Origin of the sequence: Nostoc sp. (genome assembly GCF_036917815.1) — a bacterium.
In the GTDB taxonomy this organism is placed as follows: domain Bacteria; phylum Cyanobacteriota; class Cyanobacteriia; order Cyanobacteriales; family Nostocaceae; genus Nostoc.
In genome coordinates this window covers 249,916-266,136 of sequence record NZ_JBALEK010000041.1, presented here as the reverse complement: position 1 = coordinate 266,136, position 16,221 = coordinate 249,916, and the positions used below count along the sequence as shown (strand labels likewise).

The 16,221-nt window shown below is 39.7% G+C and carries 17 protein-coding genes and 1 CRISPR repeat array; of the genes, 9 read left to right on the top strand and 8 right to left on the bottom strand.

Annotated elements, in window-relative coordinates:
- Positions 1 to 425: 425 nt before the first annotated feature.
- The gene (locus tag V7K97_RS12080; RefSeq protein WP_334801174.1) at positions 426 to 557 is read left to right on the top strand and encodes a hypothetical protein; all 132 of its coding nucleotides are present in this window, start codon (positions 426 to 428) and stop codon (positions 555 to 557) included.
- Between the two features lie 159 nt (positions 558 to 716).
- Here V7K97_RS12080 and V7K97_RS12075 read toward each other — a convergent pair whose 3' ends face one another.
- On the bottom strand, positions 717 to 1,466 hold the full coding sequence (locus V7K97_RS12075; RefSeq protein ID WP_334801173.1) for a DUF4384 domain-containing protein: 750 nt from the start codon (positions 1,464 to 1,466) through the stop codon (positions 717 to 719).
- Between the two features lie 498 nt (positions 1,467 to 1,964).
- Between V7K97_RS12075 and cas1 (V7K97_RS12070) the strand changes: the two genes are divergently transcribed.
- Together cas1 (V7K97_RS12070) and cas1 (V7K97_RS12065) are read left to right on the top strand one after the other, a co-directional pair.
- Positions 1,965 to 3,971: a CRISPR-associated endonuclease Cas1 gene (gene cas1, locus V7K97_RS12070; protein WP_334801172.1), complete on the top strand. Its 2,007-nt coding sequence runs from the start codon at positions 1,965 to 1,967 to the stop codon at positions 3,969 to 3,971.
- 445 nt (positions 3,972 to 4,416) lie between these two features.
- A CRISPR array of direct repeats spans positions 4,417 to 5,409; the repeat unit is 35 nt; unit sequence CTTTTTCATCAACTTCCCCTCACGGGGATGGAAAC.
- A 350-nt stretch (positions 5,410 to 5,759) separates the two neighbouring features.
- Positions 5,760 to 6,827, top strand: coding sequence for a CRISPR-associated endonuclease Cas1 (gene cas1, locus V7K97_RS12065; RefSeq protein WP_334801170.1), 1,068 nt, complete (start codon positions 5,760 to 5,762; stop codon positions 6,825 to 6,827).
- A gap of 65 nt (positions 6,828 to 6,892) precedes the next feature.
- On the opposite strand, the gene V7K97_RS12060 is transcribed toward cas1 (V7K97_RS12065), so the two are convergent.
- Together V7K97_RS12060 and V7K97_RS12055 are read right to left on the bottom strand one after the other, a co-directional pair.
- The gene (locus V7K97_RS12060) at positions 6,893 to 7,078 is read right to left on the bottom strand and encodes a four helix bundle protein (RefSeq protein ID WP_334801169.1); all 186 of its coding nucleotides are present in this window, start codon (positions 7,076 to 7,078) and stop codon (positions 6,893 to 6,895) included.
- Positions 7,079 to 7,178: 100 nt separating this feature from the next.
- Positions 7,179 to 7,397: a four helix bundle protein gene (locus V7K97_RS12055; RefSeq protein ID WP_334801168.1), complete on the bottom strand. Its 219-nt coding sequence runs from the start codon at positions 7,395 to 7,397 to the stop codon at positions 7,179 to 7,181.
- Positions 7,398 to 7,548: 151 nt separating this feature from the next.
- On the opposite strand from V7K97_RS12055, the gene cas2 reads away from it, so the two are divergent.
- From cas2 to V7K97_RS12025, 6 genes are all read left to right on the top strand, one after another.
- Positions 7,549 to 7,827 carry a CRISPR-associated endonuclease Cas2 gene (gene cas2 / locus V7K97_RS12050; protein WP_104898458.1) on the top strand — a complete coding sequence of 93 codons (279 nt, stop codon included), beginning with the start codon at positions 7,549 to 7,551 and terminating at the stop codon, positions 7,825 to 7,827.
- Between the two features lie 131 nt (positions 7,828 to 7,958).
- The gene (locus V7K97_RS12045) at positions 7,959 to 8,228 is read left to right on the top strand and encodes a hypothetical protein (protein ID WP_334801167.1); all 270 of its coding nucleotides are present in this window, start codon (positions 7,959 to 7,961) and stop codon (positions 8,226 to 8,228) included.
- 146 nt (positions 8,229 to 8,374) lie between these two features.
- Positions 8,375 to 8,680 carry a hypothetical protein gene (locus tag V7K97_RS12040; protein ID WP_181927114.1) on the top strand — a complete coding sequence of 102 codons (306 nt, stop codon included), beginning with the start codon at positions 8,375 to 8,377 and terminating at the stop codon, positions 8,678 to 8,680.
- Between the two features lie 135 nt (positions 8,681 to 8,815).
- Positions 8,816 to 9,061, top strand: a complete 246-nt coding sequence (locus V7K97_RS12035; RefSeq protein WP_334801165.1) for a hypothetical protein — start codon at positions 8,816 to 8,818, stop codon at positions 9,059 to 9,061.
- Between the two features lie 404 nt (positions 9,062 to 9,465).
- The gene (gene cas6, locus V7K97_RS12030) at positions 9,466 to 10,581 is read left to right on the top strand and encodes a CRISPR-associated endoribonuclease Cas6 (RefSeq protein ID WP_334801164.1); all 1,116 of its coding nucleotides are present in this window, start codon (positions 9,466 to 9,468) and stop codon (positions 10,579 to 10,581) included.
- Between the two features lie 711 nt (positions 10,582 to 11,292).
- Positions 11,293 to 12,117: a hypothetical protein gene (locus V7K97_RS12025; protein ID WP_334801163.1), complete on the top strand. Its 825-nt coding sequence runs from the start codon at positions 11,293 to 11,295 to the stop codon at positions 12,115 to 12,117.
- Positions 12,118 to 12,127: 10 nt separating this feature from the next.
- Here the strand turns inward: V7K97_RS12025 and V7K97_RS12020 are convergent, their stop codons facing one another.
- The 5 genes from V7K97_RS12020 to csx7 form a co-directional block, all read right to left on the bottom strand.
- Entirely contained in the window at positions 12,128 to 12,772 is a 645-nt protein-coding gene (locus tag V7K97_RS12020; protein ID WP_334801162.1) for a hypothetical protein, read from the bottom strand.
- A gap of 67 nt (positions 12,773 to 12,839) precedes the next feature.
- On the bottom strand, positions 12,840 to 13,916 hold the full coding sequence (locus V7K97_RS12015; RefSeq protein WP_334801160.1) for an RAMP superfamily CRISPR-associated protein: 1,077 nt from the start codon (positions 13,914 to 13,916) through the stop codon (positions 12,840 to 12,842).
- 22 nt (positions 13,917 to 13,938) lie between these two features.
- Positions 13,939 to 14,376, bottom strand: coding sequence for a hypothetical protein (locus V7K97_RS12010; protein ID WP_334801158.1), 438 nt, complete (start codon positions 14,374 to 14,376; stop codon positions 13,939 to 13,941).
- A complete protein-coding gene (locus V7K97_RS12005) occupies positions 14,373 to 15,350 on the bottom strand; it encodes an RAMP superfamily CRISPR-associated protein (RefSeq protein ID WP_334801157.1) in 978 nt (325 codons plus the stop codon). Before V7K97_RS12005 ends, V7K97_RS12010 begins: the two co-directional genes overlap by 4 nt.
- 8 nt (positions 15,351 to 15,358) lie before the next feature.
- Positions 15,359 to 16,219 (bottom strand): type III CRISPR-associated RAMP protein Csx7, encoded by an 861-nt coding sequence (gene csx7, locus V7K97_RS12000; RefSeq protein WP_334801155.1) that lies wholly within the window; start codon positions 16,217 to 16,219, stop codon positions 15,359 to 15,361.
- Positions 16,220 to 16,221 lie beyond the last annotated feature (2 nt).

Below are 16,221 nucleotides of genomic sequence, written 5' to 3'. Positions count from 1 at the left end.
TTATCAAGATTGAATTTGAGATAGGTCAATCTGAGGGGGTCATTTTCAACCGTGAATAGTTGATAAAGACTCTCAATAGTATCAACTTGAACACATCTCAAATGCTTACTCAGCAAGCTATCTGAGGGGGTCAACGAAAGAATAAGGGTTTCAGCCTTTGCCTGACCCCCTCAGATGCTTATCATTCAATGGCAACTTATAAGTTTGCCAAATGATTGAGAGTAACTGGAAACGCTGGGTTTAGACTTTATTGATTTTTCATGGTTCAGTAATGCTTCAGTATAGATAGTATGAAAAAAAACTATTAAAGTCAACCTACTTCACAATTTTTAACTACACAAAATTAAAGATTTTAAACCCGCGTAGGCGGTTTTGTCTTTGTAGATGCGAGTTCTATTTGCACAAGTGTGTAATAAATTGTCTCGTTGTCTCGTTCCCAGTCTCCGACTGGGAATGCCGTCCTAGAGGCTCCGCCTCGCTTGCTGGCGGCAGAGCCACCAGGAGCAGCATTTCCAGCCTCAGGCTGGAAACGAGGTTTTAAAGGAGTTTCAGCTTAAGCCCTGGCGAATGGAATTCGCGGCTACACAGGCTTAGTCCGCGGAGGCGGACTAAGGTCAAATCAAAGTTTTGAAACCCACGGAGGTGGGTTTTGTTTGTGTAGACGCGGTTTCTAACCGCCCGTTTCGCTTAGTTAGTATTTTTTAATTGAAAGTCTTTTACCGTGCAGTAACCATGTAATCTGTATACCAAAGTTGATAGTCTCCGCGTTCAGTCACGTATTTTAGTAACTCTATAAGATGACTTGCTTCTAGTGACAAAACCTCATCATCCTCTTGCCGTAACCAGTCTAATGCAGGTACTTCCTTGGTAACGACTGCGATAATTTCCTCCTTACCTGGTTCGCCTTCTACTGGAAAAGCCGTCATTGGTGAACCTTCTTGAGGCAGAGTTGTCTTACCTGTATTCAAGTGCGGCTGGGGAGCAAAACACGAGGGACAAAAACACCATAGTTGTCCAGATGTATCTTTTTGCAACAGTAGTAAATATCCAGGAGTCTCTAAGTTGACTTCAAAACGAATATAACTGCCTACCTGGACTGACTTTTCATAACGACTCGGTATTTTCTGACCCCAACCTAATGTTTCCTCTTTTACTAAGACTAGCCCCATTTGTTCAGTAGGAGAGCTTAATAATTGAAGTTGTTGCCAAAGGTTATCAAGGGGTGTGAGTTCTTGAAGTTCGGCTTCTTCACCAAATGCAGCAATATCTTGCCAGTCTAAGCCCAGAAAAACGCACATCTCTTGAAAATTTGTGCGATATATCGGTTTACCGTTGAAGAAATTACTAACAGTTGTGTAACCTAATCCTACCTCTATACCAAAATCTGTTTGAGTTAAATTTCTGGCTTTTAAGGCTTTTCTTGCCAGCTTCACACCTTCAGATGATGCAACCAGAGTCCTGCTCATAAAAAGTAAAAAGTAAAAAGGTAAAAGTTAAAAGTAAGAAGATTATACATATTTACGAAGTAAAAATTTAAAAGATAATCCCCATCAATAAATTTAAGGGCTTATAGCGTATTTCAGGTAACTGAAGTACACGGGTAGGGGCACAACATGTTGTGCCCCTACGTGCAATCTGCTGTATAACTATTTTGATTTTTCTTGATGAGTGCCTTTTAACTTTTTACTTTTGCCTTCTTTGGTCATATACGAAGTCATATACCAGAGTCAATAACTCATACACGAACTCATATATGGCACTGCAACAATTAAGTTAAAGGTACTGCAAGAAGTAAATCTTAATTGTAGGGTGCGTTAAAGCAACGCGTAACGCACCGCATGATTGTGGTGCGTTACGGCTAATTTATAATTTCTCTAACGCTCAAATCCTGACATAGCCGTAACACACCCTACTTAATATTTACTTTCTTTTACCTTTTTACTTTTACCTTTTTACTTGTCATTATGTTCACCAAAGAACACCTCCATTTCGCATGGCTACAAGTCCGTGCGGGAAGTAAGACTGCGGGGATTGATGGTATTTCTGTTGACTTATTCGAGTCAATGGCTACCGAACAATTACAGAAGCTCGAATATCAACTACACCACGAAACTTACACTGCAAGCCCTGCTAAAGGGTTTTACATACCCAAAAAAAACGGCAGTAAGCGGTTAATTGGTATCTGTACCGTGCGGGATAGAATTATCCAGCGTTTACTACTCGATGAATTGTATTTTCCCTTAGAAGATACGTTTCTTGATTGCAGCTATGCCTATCGTCCCGGACATAGTATTCACCAAGCAGTACAACATTTATATGGATACTACCAGTATCAACCAAAATGGATTATCAAAGCCGACATCGCCGATTTTTTTGATAATCTTTGTTGGGCGTTGTTGTTAACTGTATTGGAGGAATTATCACTCGAACCGAGTCTAATGCAATTACTGCAAGGACAACTGAAATCAGGAATCATCGTTGCTGGACAATATCGCAACTTTGGTAAAGGAGTATTACAAGGTGGGATACTTTCTGGTGCTTTAGCAAATTTATACCTGACTAATTTTGATCGAAAATGTCTCAGTCAAGGAATTAATTTAGTGCGGTATGGGGATGATTTTGTCATCGCTTGTAAAACTTGGCAAGAAGCAAACCGTATCCTTGACAAAATTACTGCTTGGTTAGGAGAAGTTTATTTAACTCTACAACCAGAGAAGACACAGATTTTTACTCCCAAGGATGAGTTTACTTTTTTAGGTTATCGCTTTGCTGGCGGTGAAGTTTATGCACCACCGCCACCCAAACCTGTACGCGCTGGGGAATGGGTAATTAATGATTCGGGTACACCTTATTTTCGCAGTAAACCAAGACCAGCGAAACCAGTTTCTCGTCCTCCCAAAGCTTGCAGTATTGACAAGCCGAGCAATTTTCCGAAAGCATCAATTTCTCATTATTGGCAGGAAACCATGACTACTTTATATATAACCGACCAAGGTGCTTATTTGAGCGTCAAAAATCAACAATTTCAAGTTTATTATCAAGGTGAATTGCGGATTAAAGTTCCAGTCAGTCGAGTCAGCAATGTTGTGCTGTTTGGTTGTTGTAATGTATCACATGGTGCGGTGAGTATGGCATTGCAGCGATGGATTCCGATTATGTATTTGTCACAAAAGGGGAGGTATTTTGGCAGGTTGCAAGTAGAAGGTGATGCTAAGGTTGAATATTTGATGTTACAGGTTGAGCGTTGTCAAAATCCAGAATTTACCAGAAAGCAAGCTGAAGCGATAGTTCGGGCAAAGTTGCATAATTCCCGTGCATTACTTTTAAAATTAAATCGTCGCCATCCCTCGAAAATTGCTGCGACAGCAATTAGTGGAATTGCAGAATTGATAGAGAAGTTAACTTTTGCTGAAAGTATGGATTCGCTGCGAGGATATGAAGGAAAAGCAGCGACTTTATACTTTCAAGCTTTGGGTTCTCTGTTTACGGGAGTGTTTGTCTTTGAGAAACGTACCAAGCGTCCGCCAACAGATCCCGTCAATAGCTTGTTAAGTTTGGGATATACATTATTAAGTCAAAATGTATTCTCATTCGTGCAAGTAATCGGATTACACACTCACTTTGGCAACCTTCATGTTCCCCGTGATAACCACCCAGCTTTAGTCAGCGATTTAATGGAAGAATTTCGCGCCCAACTGGTTGATTCTCTTGTAGCTTATTTAATTAATTCCAAGATTTTTACTTCTGAAGATTTTACTTCTCCAGATGAAAAAGGCGGTGTATATCTTCAACCTCACGCCTTAAAAAAGTTTCTCAAACATTGGGAAGAGAAATTGCAGTCTGAGCTAACGCATCCTCATACAGGATATCAAGTCAGCCTTCGCCGTTGTTTGGAATTACAGGTAAGGGAATACATTGCTTGTTTGACGGGACAAGTGGAGTTATACCGACCGATGATTTGGAAACTTTAAAAGGGACTGGGGATTAGATGAAGAGTGCTGAGTACGGTAAAAAGTACTCAGCACTCAGCACGGTAAAGAACAGAAAAATTATATGGAGTATTTTTATACTTTAGACTTCAGCTTGACTTTTTCAGTAGATGTCTATACACTTACTTATTATATTTACTGAACCATGAAAAATTAATAAAGTTAAAACCTAAAGTTTCTAATCAAGTTGCAACAATTTGATAAACTTATCAATTTGTTAGCAATTTATAAGCATCTGAGGGGGTCAGGCAATAGCTGAAACCCTGATTCTTTCGTTGACCCCCTCAGATAGCTTGCTGAGTAAGCATTTGAGGCACGTCATAATCGGTTTTATTGACAGGATTTTTCAGGTATTCACCTGGAAAAACAACCCCCTCAGATTGACCCCTCTCAAACTCAATTGTGATAAGGCTTCTAGAAGAGTGGCCTTTTTCATCAACTTCCCCTCACGGGGATGGAAACGTAAGATTCCACCTTGTTTTCTGCAAATGGTATCAAAAGACTTTTTCATCAACTTCCCCTCACGGGGATGGAAACTTGAGTTGTAGAAAAATGTTCAGCTTTGAAATCTAAATCCTTTTTCATCAACTTCCCCTCACGGGGATGGAAACATCATATGCTGCCAACAAACCCTGCTGTTGTTGTGCTGCTTTTTCATCAACTTCCCCTCACGGGGATGGAAACTTCAGCTGCTGCATAAGCTTCGGGTGTTATTACAGCTTCACTTTTTCATCAACTTCCCCTCACGGGGATGGAAACCTTCATCAGAAAGCTTGAACTGCTCTCCAAAATCTTGCTTTTTCATCAACTTCCCCTCACGGGGATGGAAACACTCCACACATCCCGTAGGCGGGAGTTAGCTTATAATCCTTTTTCATCAACTTCCCCTCACGGGGATGGAAACCTAATCCTAGCTATCACATCAGTCAGCCCGTGAGCAAGGTCTTTTTCATCAACTTCCCCTCACGGGGATGGAAACTTTTTTGGGTGTTGGAGCTAATTAACTCAACACCAACGACTTTTTCATCAACTTCCCCTCACGGGGATGGAAACTTTATTCAGAGATTATTTATCACAAACCAATGCCATATTGCTTTTTCATCAACTTCCCCTCACGGGGATGGAAACCATGCCCATACTCCATCACAACCTGTGCATGTCCAATCTTTTTCATCAACTTCCCCTCACGGGGATGGAAACATTTTAATGCTTCCTAAAGATTTCAACTTAGACAAAACTTTTTCATCAACTTCCCCTCACGGGGATGGAAACCTTAGCAGGATGCCTTTGAACTTGCTGTTTTTTGGACGGCTCTTTTTCATCAACTTCCTCTCACGGGGATGGAAACCTCGTAGTTGGTGCTTTATCCCCGCCCTGATCTACCGCTTTTTCATCAACTTCCCCTCACGGGGATGGAAAAGTTGAAAGGACGTTGCGATCGCATTAGTGATTTGTCATGCTGGAATGACTGAAGAAAAAATGCGATCGCATTAGTATATGTAGGGTGCGTTATGGCGTTAGCCTAACGCACCGCAATAGATCATAAAAACGGTGCGTTAGCCTTCGGCATAACACACCCTACCACTAAGTCGGGGGTAGTACCTCCGGCTTTTTTTATGCCTTTTTAGCAACTCATATAACCCATATACGAAGTCATATAAAAATAGCATTTACGCAAATACGAACTCATATATCAACCTGACAAAATTGAAATATAGGTAAGGAAAGAAAACTTTCTGACCTACAACTAAACCTAGTTGGCTTCAATTTATGTCTACCATTTACATCACCGAACAAGACGTATCATTCCAAATTCAACACCGTTATTTAAAGGTGTTTCATCAACAAAATCAACGGATCTGTATTCCAATTCGTAATCTCAGTCAGTTCATCATCTTTGGTAATATCAGTTTACCCAAAGAAGTCATTCAAATCGTTCATTCACATCAGATTCCCGTCTTATATCTAACCCAAACCGGTGAATATTTAGGACGGCTAGAAAATCCATCTAAACTACAAGCAAAATATCTTACCTACCAACGTAGACGCGCACGCGACATTGAATTTAACCGCGCTACAGCAGAAAGTATTATCTGGGCAAAATTGCACAACCAACATACTTTTCTGCAAAGTTGGACTCCCCACCACGCTAATGACACAACTCAACGCGCATTAAATTACTTGACGCTGTTGATGGACAACTTACCAATAGCACCAGGAATTGACGAACTGCACGAATACAGCGAAGAAGCTGATAATATTTATTACGGTGCCGTTGCTTCTCTACTCACCTTCTACAATGAATGTTCGCCTACAATTGCAAAGCGCATTAGCCAACTAATAAACCTGGGAAATCAACTGCTGCATCAATATATTTACACACTGCTGAATACCGTAGGACTTAACCCCGACTATGCAATTTTACACCGCAATGGTAATCATGAAGTGCCCTTAGCATGGGACTTTACCGCAGAATTTCGCGCACCTATTGTCGATGACTTGGTTTTAAATTTTCTCCGCAATTTGACTAACACCAATGGGAATGGGAATGGGAAAAGCCACTCACAGAAACTTCTGCAAAACTTTCTCCAATATTGGGAAGCAAAATTGCGAACTTTTGTACTGCATCCTTACGCTGGAGAAGTAAGTTATCGTCAATGTCTCGACTTACAGGTACGAGAATATCTTGCATCTTTACTGGGAGATGTAGAATTTTACCGTCCCCTAGCGTTGAAGTTTCGTCCTGCAAGTGAAGTAAAAAGTCAAAAGTTAAAAGGCAAAAGAGAAGAGGAAGATGAAGCAGAAGTAAAAAGTCAAAAGTTAGAAGTCAAAATTTAAAAGAGAATCCTCACGAATAAATTTTGGTAGTAATCTACGGATTTATTCTTTCTCCTTCTTTCTTTTTACTTTTTACCTGTCTTGCTGCTGACAATGATAGCTCCCAAAATTCTGTTCAACTCCTCAGACTCTTGTAATAATTGATTGAGCTTATTTTGTGAGACAATTTCTGTCGCAACAAGTAGGCGTAACCAATATTGAGTTTCACGAGCTTCTTTGAGAGCAATATAGCGCTTCTCTGTTGAGTGCAATACAGACCTAACCCCCAACCCCTTCCCTACAAGGGAAGGGGAGCAAGATTCAAAGCCTCTCTCCTTTTAGGAGAGAGGTTTGGAGAGAGGTCAAAGTGTATTACACCCATTCGAGAACCGCTATAGCATTTTTATTAATAAAATCCGCTTTGCTTTGTCCTGCTCTTGCTTCTTCTACATTAGCCCCAATTGAGGTTCCTGAACGGAGTAATTGTTTAGCTAATGTGCGTGGAACTCCAGGTTTTTCTTCCAAAGACTGACACAACCTAACTATCCTAACCGCAAAGTCAAATGTTCTCTCAGTTATATCTTGATTCATCAACCCGAAAAGTAAAAGGTAAAAAGTTAAAGCTCAAAAGAAAAAAATGCTTAAACTCCAAGCTTTTAAGTTTGAATTCAATCCAACTTAACACAACTCTCTCTTTTCTTCTTTCTTTTGCCTTTTTACTTTTTACTTTTTACTTCCTCTGATGTTTTATTTAGTTTGCTACGACATTGTTAGCGATACCCGTCGTAATAAAGTGGCGAAACTTCTAGAAGCTTACGGTTTGCGGGTGCAAAAGTCGGTTTTCGAGTGCGTGTTGGATGAAAAGCAGTACCAAAACCTATCCAAATACCTCTTCCGACTCGTTAACAAACGCGAAGACCAAGTTAGATTTTACCCCATGTCTGCACACAATCGTTGCAAGGTCGCAGTATTGGGAACGCAACCTGAGTTTGTAGTAGATGACGCTGCATTTATAGTTTAGATCGCGCAACATCTGACAAAGTATTACCCACACAAATTATCACAAAATGAATACTTGGAAAAAAGCACGCGCTCCACCTGTGCAAAAATCTCTGCGCTTTCGGTCAAGTTTGGACATTCGGAAACTTTTGAATGCACATTCAAGCTGTCAAATTCCGTTTGATTTTTGCTGCGAAAGCCCAAAAGAAACTTGATTCATTATCCCCAAAAGACCGCAAGCAATACGATAAAGCTTTTGAATGTTTCGCTAATAATGGGGCTACATATCCCAGCTTAAGAACCCATCGATATCGTTGCAAAGATGGCGAACTCTGGAGTTCTTCTGCATCAATGGCGAAACGGTTTTACTGGCGTTATATGGAGGATATGAGCATCATCATTACCCATTTAGATTCGCACTAATCAAAGTCAGGAGTCAGAATTCAGGAGAGCATTTGATGAATGAATATATCAATCATACTAGACTCCTGATAAATTCTGACTTTTGACAATTCCTTGAATTTGCTCTTTCTTTTGCCTTTTGCCTTTTGCCTTTTTCCTTTTTTATTATGTCTAATATTCGTCGAATCACCACACGCGAACGACATCTGATTTTACTCTATAGCAATTGGGAGTTTAGTATGACACCAACACAATTTTATGCTAAATGGGCTGTAAGTTATGAACTAATTGCCTTAATATGTTCCCGTTCGGATTCAACAGTTCGAGGCTGGTTTAGAAATGGTTCTAATCGACGCTATCCCACGCATAATGATTTACTCCATCTGGCTTTGATGGATTTTTTTCTCGAACATTTCGAGGAGATTCCTGAACAGGTTTTGGACTGGTTGCACCTTAACCATCTTGAATCATAGCCGAGATTGATCACAACTTAAGTAATTTGTCAATAGCATCTTGCTCTGTCTTAGCAAATACTCATAGCCTACGGTAATGATAGTCATTTCAAAGCTGAGTTTTGGGTATTTTACAGCATTTGTAAGGTGGTTATTATGACCTATTTTCAGCAACTGCATCCGTGGTGTATTGTTCGCGTTTTATCTAACGAACAACTGTTGGATAATGCTGGCGTTAATTCTGGTGTTCAACAGTCTAATGTTGTTGCACGGTTTCGCCGCCGTAATGATGCAGTTGCTTACTTACAAGTGTTGCAACATTCAATCAAAAATATCAAATTCTTGATTATTTTTGATGTGCAAGGAGTGCAAAATTTACCCGATTATGAAGCTTTGAGTTGATTGACTTTATCTAAACACCTGCGTCTTTGTTAATATCAGTTATCCCGATTATTGCTAAAAATTATATTCTCCAAAGTTCTTTGATTGGGACATTCGAGGGTAATTGTGATGAAGCAAGACTTGGTTAGCTGGTATAGCGTTTCTCGACCTAGTTAGGTACACTCCTTTAGGGCACGGCAGTGCCGTGCCCCTACACCTAGCGATATAATGTTGTACCGGATCTGAATGGGAACCGCTATATGACAATAACATTAATCATCCCCAGCGATCGCTCAAACAGTTTGCTAGGGATTTTTATTTTGTCTCTGATTTGACCCCCTCTTGCAGTAGCACGACTCACAGCTTTATCCCCGACTGGGGATGAAAAAAAGATAAAATATAGAAACTGTGGCTCAAATAATACTATGCCTCGACGCTCTCAAGAAAAGCCAAATATCCCTCCATCTCCGCTTACATGGCCGCCGGACACGGAGTTAATCGGCTTAGAATTTGAGTTAGTCCCTGCAAAAGATTGTGACCTCTTCCCTCAGTACACTATTGGACTACACGCCTGGTTTCTCCAACAAGTGGGTTCTACAGACCCAGAACTTTCAGCTTACCTCCATGATGGCGAGTCAGAGAAACCTTTTACTATCTCAGCTTTAAATGGAGAGATTATCAGTAGCGGTAGACAAATACAACTATCTGCAAACACCTCTTATCGTTGGTATGTCACAGCTTTATCTCATCGAGTGCAACAGTGGATGGCGCAATGGGTAGAAAATTTGCCAGAGGTGCTGGAATTAAAAAATGCCCCTTTGCAGATTCGTTCTGTCAAAATTGCCCATCCGACCACAACTTATAAGCAACTGCTAGAATCTGAGCTTAATGAGACTTTCGCTCTGAAATTTCTCAGTCCTACAAGTTTTCGCCGCAAAGGTCATCACTTTCCCCTACCAGTACCAGTGAATGTATTTCATAGCTACCTGCGGCGCTGGAATGACTTTTCGGGGATGTCTGTTGACCAGGATGCTTTTTTGGCTTGGGTAGATGATTATATATTGATTACTCGTTGCCAAGTAACAACCGCGAAGGTATTGGCGGGGAAGAAAGGCGCAGTCACAGGATTCACTGGGGCGATTGAGTTGAGTTTAGCTAAAGATGCAGCCAAACAGCCAGAATTTGGGCAGTTATTTTCCGCTTTAGGAAAACTTGCACCCTACTGCGGTACTGGTCACAAAACTACCTTTGGCTTGGGACAAACACGTTTGGGTTGGTCATCTCAAGTTATCCAAGACATACCTGATGTGCAAACTGTCTTGGCGAAACGCATTGAAGATTTAACACAGATTTTTAAAGCACGACGCAAGCGGACGGGTGGCGATCGCGCAGATGAAATAGCTTCAAAATGGGCGACAATCTTAGCACGGCGGGAAATGGGCGAGTCATTGCAGGTGGTGGCAGAAGATTTAGAGATGCCTTATGAAACGGTGAAGACTTATGTCAAGTTGGCACGACGCGCTTTGAAGAGTGAGGAGTAGTTTGGTATACTCTTGTTTAAGAAAGCGGAACCTTGAAAAAGAGGAAAAGGGGCAGGGAGCAGGGAGCAAGGGGGATAGAACAGAAAAGGGATTCGACCCCTCCAATACGAGAACCACTTAGCAGAAGTGGGGGACGTAAGAACATGTTCCGCTCCGCAAACTAGGCAGGAGTCAGGGGTCATTTCCCCCCGCTCCCTGCCCCCTGCCCCCTGCCTCTTCGTTGAAAAATTAATATTGGGTTTCTTGGTGAAAGTTAAAGTGTTGGTTTTTACCCTATACACGCAAATTTTTCGCGGGGGTATGCCAATGCTTGAAACCTTTATGATTTCGTTGACCCCCGCGAATCGCTTACTGAGTAAGACTTTGAGATGCCTATAGTGGGGGGCTAGTGTGAGTAAAGTATGCTTATTGACAGTAAAATCAGACCACCCGCGAAAATGGCACTTTCAAACCCAGTCGTAGCAAGTGTTCTAGAAGGGTAGGGTTTTCAAATCATTACCCCTCAGGGGGATGGAAACCTGCAAAGCGCACATAGGAAACGTATAAATATCTTCCCAGTTTTCAAATCATTACCCCTCACGGGGATGGAAATATATTCGGGATTTAGTTAAAGTTGGAGTGGATTGTGCGATCGCTTTTAGTTAAAGTTGGATTTGTAGAGTGATGCGATCGCGCATGATTAAATAAATAATTGCTATAAACAAAATATCTATGGATTGGCTACCCTCAATTGATTTACCTCACCTGTGGGATTTGGTTATTTCCCAAACTCCAACTCCTATCCCTACATCTTCACCGCTATCAGCCCCGACGAAAAACTTCAATGACATTGAATTATTAAAAAGCCAGTTAGAATTTCTCAAAGCTACAAACGGTCAACTAGGTGAGAGCTTTAACAGATTTGTTGCAGCGATGCAATTTACCTTAGTAGTATTTGCCTTTTTAGGTGGATTTTTAGCTTTTGCTGTGGGTAAAAATTTAGATGATGCGAAGAAAGTCGCTAGTCAATTAATTAACCGAGAAGTAGAGAACAAAATTGCAGATTTAGTTCAGTCTGAAGTTGAGAGCGTCAAGCGTTCTTTGCAGCGCGAAAGGGTAATCGGTTCAACAACTGTAGATTATTACTTACCGAGTGATGATCCAACAGAACCCAATGATTGTAAGCTGTTGCGAACTAGAGGTTTTGCCAAAGTTAGATTTTGGCATCAAAAGAGAAAACCCAAGAAGCCAGTTGGAGATATTTTTGTCTTAGATTTGATTAATTCTCGGCTACTTGAAGGACAAGATTTTGCTGGATTATCAAAAGATGATGCTAGAAACAAACGAGAAGAGAAAGTAAAAAATCAGATTGACTTAGCACTAAACTGGTTAGATAAAGCAACTGTTTTAGTTATCTATATCGATGGATTTTCTGAAGAAGTGAAGAATTTAGCAGCGCGAGTTGATTACTATTATGTTGCTGCAAATACTTCTGTAACTTTGATAGGGATTGTTGCAGATTCAGCTTATGTAGCAGAGGGTCAACATAATTTGTAGGTTTTGTTATTTATTTAGGTCTAATATATCTAATTTTCTTTGGAACTCCATTTTCTATTTCAGTGATTTCAACTATGACTGTCTGCCCAATTTGTAATGATGTATAATATTTTGGCTCTTTTACTGTTTTAGAAAAAATATTTAATAATTGATAGGTAACTTTATTGCCACTAATTTTTGTTATGTTGGCTTCTATTTCATCGCCTTCTTGCAAGTTTTGAGATTTAGCAGCCGTTTGGATTTCCATTTGCCGATTTGTTTGGGCAGATTCGCCCAAATTTTCTAACGTAGCGGCTATGAATAGACGAGATGACCACCCCAAGACTTCTAGCATGGCTTCAGGATTTGACTGTATCGCTGTCAGATGTTGAGTGCAAATTTTCTGAATGCTACGATAATAATCTGGAGTTTTATCACTACGTTTTAGGCTTTTACTGTTATCAACAAGTGCTTTTAAATATTTGAAAAAATTCTCACCTATATTATTTTGATTTTGACTAATTGTAGTACGAAGATAGGCAATAATTTTATTTAACTCAGATCGAATACCATCTTTAGTTGGTTCAATTTGCTGTTGTTCTTGAACAAGCTTATTTGCGATATCATGAGCAGTATTCCACATTTGGTCTTCTGGCAAAGATTCTTTAATTTGCACTGGTTATTATCCTCAAGCTATTTATGTGAGTCTCAGATCCCCGAATTATTTAAGGAATTGGGGATATTTATATATTTAATATTTCTTTTAATTCCTCTAATTGTTTTAGCTGTACTAATGCTTGATTAGCAGACTTCTTTATTGGTTTTTTAGGTTGATTTGTCGATTGCTTAGGTTCGGGTTGAGGTTTAGCGGATTTGATAACGTCTAAAATAAATCTCTGTAATTTATCACCTTCTAAAGCTAAGGAGTTTGAATTATAAGATAAGTAGCGATTAATGTTTAATTGCTCGATTTGAACTACATCTATCTTCATAGTTCCCATTCCCACAGCTTTACCGCTACCTATTTTTAATCCTAGTCGATTTTCTGGGTCTTGACCTAAAGCAATTAATAATGTTCCTAATTGCGCTTTTGTTAAGTTCGCATAACTCACATAAGTTGTAAACTTTTTACCTAATTCTGCCTGTTGGATGCGAATTGTTGGTTTTACTTCTTCCTCATAAGAATGTGGGTAAAATTTGCGACCACGAATGTTATTGTTATTATCATAATAAACCTTTTCACCAGTTTCTAAATCAACAGCTTCAGGTTTAGGAGAAAACAAAGGATTAATCAATCCTGTTTGGAACCCTGGCTTATCGTTATCAGGGTCATATTTGGCATCATGAAAATGTACCAGTCCCAACCAACTCATTGCACCAAATGTTACGCAAGCCGGACAAAGCTGTGAGATATCTTTACACTCGCTGTAGCCATCAGGAACCTTAGCATTAGTTTTACACAAACAGCTTCTTGTTATGGCTTCATATATTGAGCGTACAACCCCTTTGAGAGAACTGCCAGGAATGATAAGTCGCTGATTTTGTTGTACAGAAGATTGAATCAGACTAATTGTTGCAACATATTTGGCTGAGGTAGCATCTAAAGTTTGTTGGGCTAAATCGCTACCCATAACGGTGATACCTGAATTTACAGATACAGGTGAAACAACTATTAAACTTAAAAAAAGTTTACCGCTAAAACGTTGATTATTGAGTTGATATTGATCGTGTCCAAATTTATCCTTTCCTTCATTTCCTAGAATGTTTAATCTGTCAGGTTTGTGTTGTGGTAGAGAGATAAAGTTATAATTTCTAGGCATATATATCTGAAATATTAGAGTTCTATGTTTTTATAGTTAAAGCAACAAAACGTATAGTCGATGTTTCAGTATCTTGAAAATAGCGTTGACCTAAAGAAAGTTTTTCAGGGTAGATGAATCCTTTAGGGAATTTAGTCTCATCTAGATCATATAAATAGGCATGGCGATCGCAAGTTTTCCAATCCTTACCAATAGGGGTAAATTCTAATTCTGTTTTTGGCTGAGTTTGACTGAGCAATAACACTTGATATCCGCCATTATTTTGCTTCCACCGAAGCTCTAATTCTGTATTAAACATTTGTCCTTCAGGACTGGGAAAGTCTGGTGGTAAATCAGCTAAAATGCCACTAACTTGATGCGTCCAACGCAAAAAATAATAACTACGTTCCTGATAATAATCTGTGAGTAGGTTTCTTAATTCTTCTAAAGATGAGACTTGCTTATATCCCACAAAACTCATGCACCAACTCCTTTTGGTAATAACTTACGCCATTGACGAACAGCGCGTTCAAATAAATCTGGAATGCCCCTCTCATCTTCTCCTTTCCAAGTTAACTGCACCCCAAAACCATAAGACATTTCTTCGGCAGTGATTATGGTATCTTGTTTATCATCAATAGGAAATTTATAAGGGTTTGCTTCTTTCCCTTGCAAAAACGCTCCTGCGCCTAGTAAGTAAGTATTTGGCCAATTTAACTCTTTACCAATAGCGTAGATTTTATCACCTCGTAATTCACAGCCAGGATATTGCACTACAGCCGAGTGGTATTGTAATTCGACTGTACCCATACCGCGAGATTTGGCAAAACCAAGACCAAACCAACCGTCATTTAAATCGCGCAATACCAAACCGATTAAACCTAGTTGTGCTAAAGAGAAATTCTTCAGATGAATTTTTGTGCGAAAATCTCCGAATGTACAAACTTCGTAGTTAAATAATGCACCTCGCACAGCAGAACCAAAAACGCGGTCAATTGCGACTCCATTACGCTCTTCAATTCTCAGAGGTTTAGTTGTATCAGGATAAGCATCTTGAATGCGGAGACGACTAGCAATATTAGTATTACCAAATATTTGGTCGGTAAAAGAAGATTGTTTGTAGATTTCAGCAGGTGCTAATTTCTTTAAATATTCGTAATTTTCATTTTTTAAAGGGTCATCAGCCCAAAGTTCAAATTTATCTGATTTGGGGTCTGAGGTGGGACGTTTATCGCTTCCTACAGTGCGTACAATACGTTCAGCATGAGCGCGAATCGCACCTTTGAGGGAACTTCCAGGAAGGTAAACTGAACGTCCACCCGCGTGGTAAGTCTCCACAAATTCCATGTTTGGTTTCGTTGGGTCTGCACCTTCTTTTCCTGATTTAATTAAAATTGGCCCAACGGGAATGATACTGAAATCAATCGTACAGTGGTTAACTAATCGCTTGTGCATGGCTAAATTTACTCAGTCTTAGCTGAGATTGTAGAATTACTTGATATGAAGTTTCTCAAGTGAAGAATTAAAGCTTCTGTCCAGCCTTGCTTGAGTATTTCCATTTCTTCTTCACAATATTGATAGTCATTCATGTTCTTCATGACTTGATTTTGCAGATAAGTCAAAAGCTTTCTGGAATCGCCTTTAGTCTCAAACCACTGCATTTGATCGATTGTTAAACTCACTACCCCTAAACCACGAGAACGTCCGCCTCCTAGTGGTATTTGTTCACTTTCAAATTGATGTAATCCAATCATCAGTAAACCTAGCTCCCAGTTTTCTGCATTCTCGACGACTATTTTTAAATTAAAATTTGTACCAGATGGAACTACTTGAAAATTATAAAGTTTTCCTTCTGCTGCTGTTTCTGTATCGCGGTCAATTGCAACACCATCACGTTCTTGATATTGTCCAAACCATGTATCAACATCTACTGTTAAATCTCGCACTTGAAATTTGCTAGCAATCCAAGGTGAACCGAACAGATGAGAAATTAAATCAGTTTCATTGAGTAATTTATCAGTTAAAATAGCATCATCTTGATAATCTTCTTTGAGTTTTTTGATAATTTGATTGCGAGTTGGACTCGTAAAACTAGCAGGATCTTCAGCAAGACTGATATCAATTCCTCGCAAGAAACTTTCGAGACGCGATCGCAATGCTCCTTTGAAGCTAGAACCAGGAATCAATGGTTGTTCTAATGCGTCTTTAATTACAGGTAAATCAGCCCCAATTGGCTCAGTAGAACGACCAGCACTAATCCGTAATGCGGTGACTGTAGAGAGTTTTCCTGTAATTTCCAAACGATTTTTAAAAATATCAAACATAA